Annotated in this window: 1 protein-coding gene; it reads right to left on the reverse strand. The window is 63.1% G+C overall.

Features of this window, described 5'->3' with window-relative positions:
- Positions 1–412 (reverse strand): DegT/DnrJ/EryC1/StrS family aminotransferase (locus KVP70_RS33355; protein ID WP_217946725.1); only part of this gene is annotated, 412 nt, incomplete at both ends.

Raw genomic sequence — 412 nt, forward strand, 5'->3', positions numbered from 1 at the left:
AGGCGGCCTGCATGTCGGTGATCTTGAGGTTGTAGCCCAGGTGGCTGTAGGTGTACTTGTGGTCGTAGCCCATCGGCAGCGTGCCCAGGCACTGGCAGAAGCGCTTGCCGCAGGTGTTGTCCTTGCCCGGCGCGCAGTAGCAGTCGCGGCCCCAGTCGCGGAACGACTCGGCGATCATCTTCAGTTCGGCGTTGTTGGTGAACACCGCGCCGCCTTCACCCATGGTGATGTGGTGCGCGGGATAGAACGACATGGTGCCGATGTCGCCGAAGGTGCCGACCATCCTGCCGTGGTAGGTCGAGCCGAGGGCGTCGCAGCAGTCCTCGATCAGCCACAGATTGTGTTTCTTGCAGAGCGCCGTGATGACGTCCAGGTTGTACGGGTTGCCCAGCGTGTGGGCCAGCATGATGGC

Origin of the sequence: Duganella violaceipulchra (assembly GCF_019166075.1) — a bacterium.
Classification (GTDB): Bacteria; Pseudomonadota; Gammaproteobacteria; order Burkholderiales; family Burkholderiaceae_D; genus Rugamonas; species Rugamonas violaceipulchra.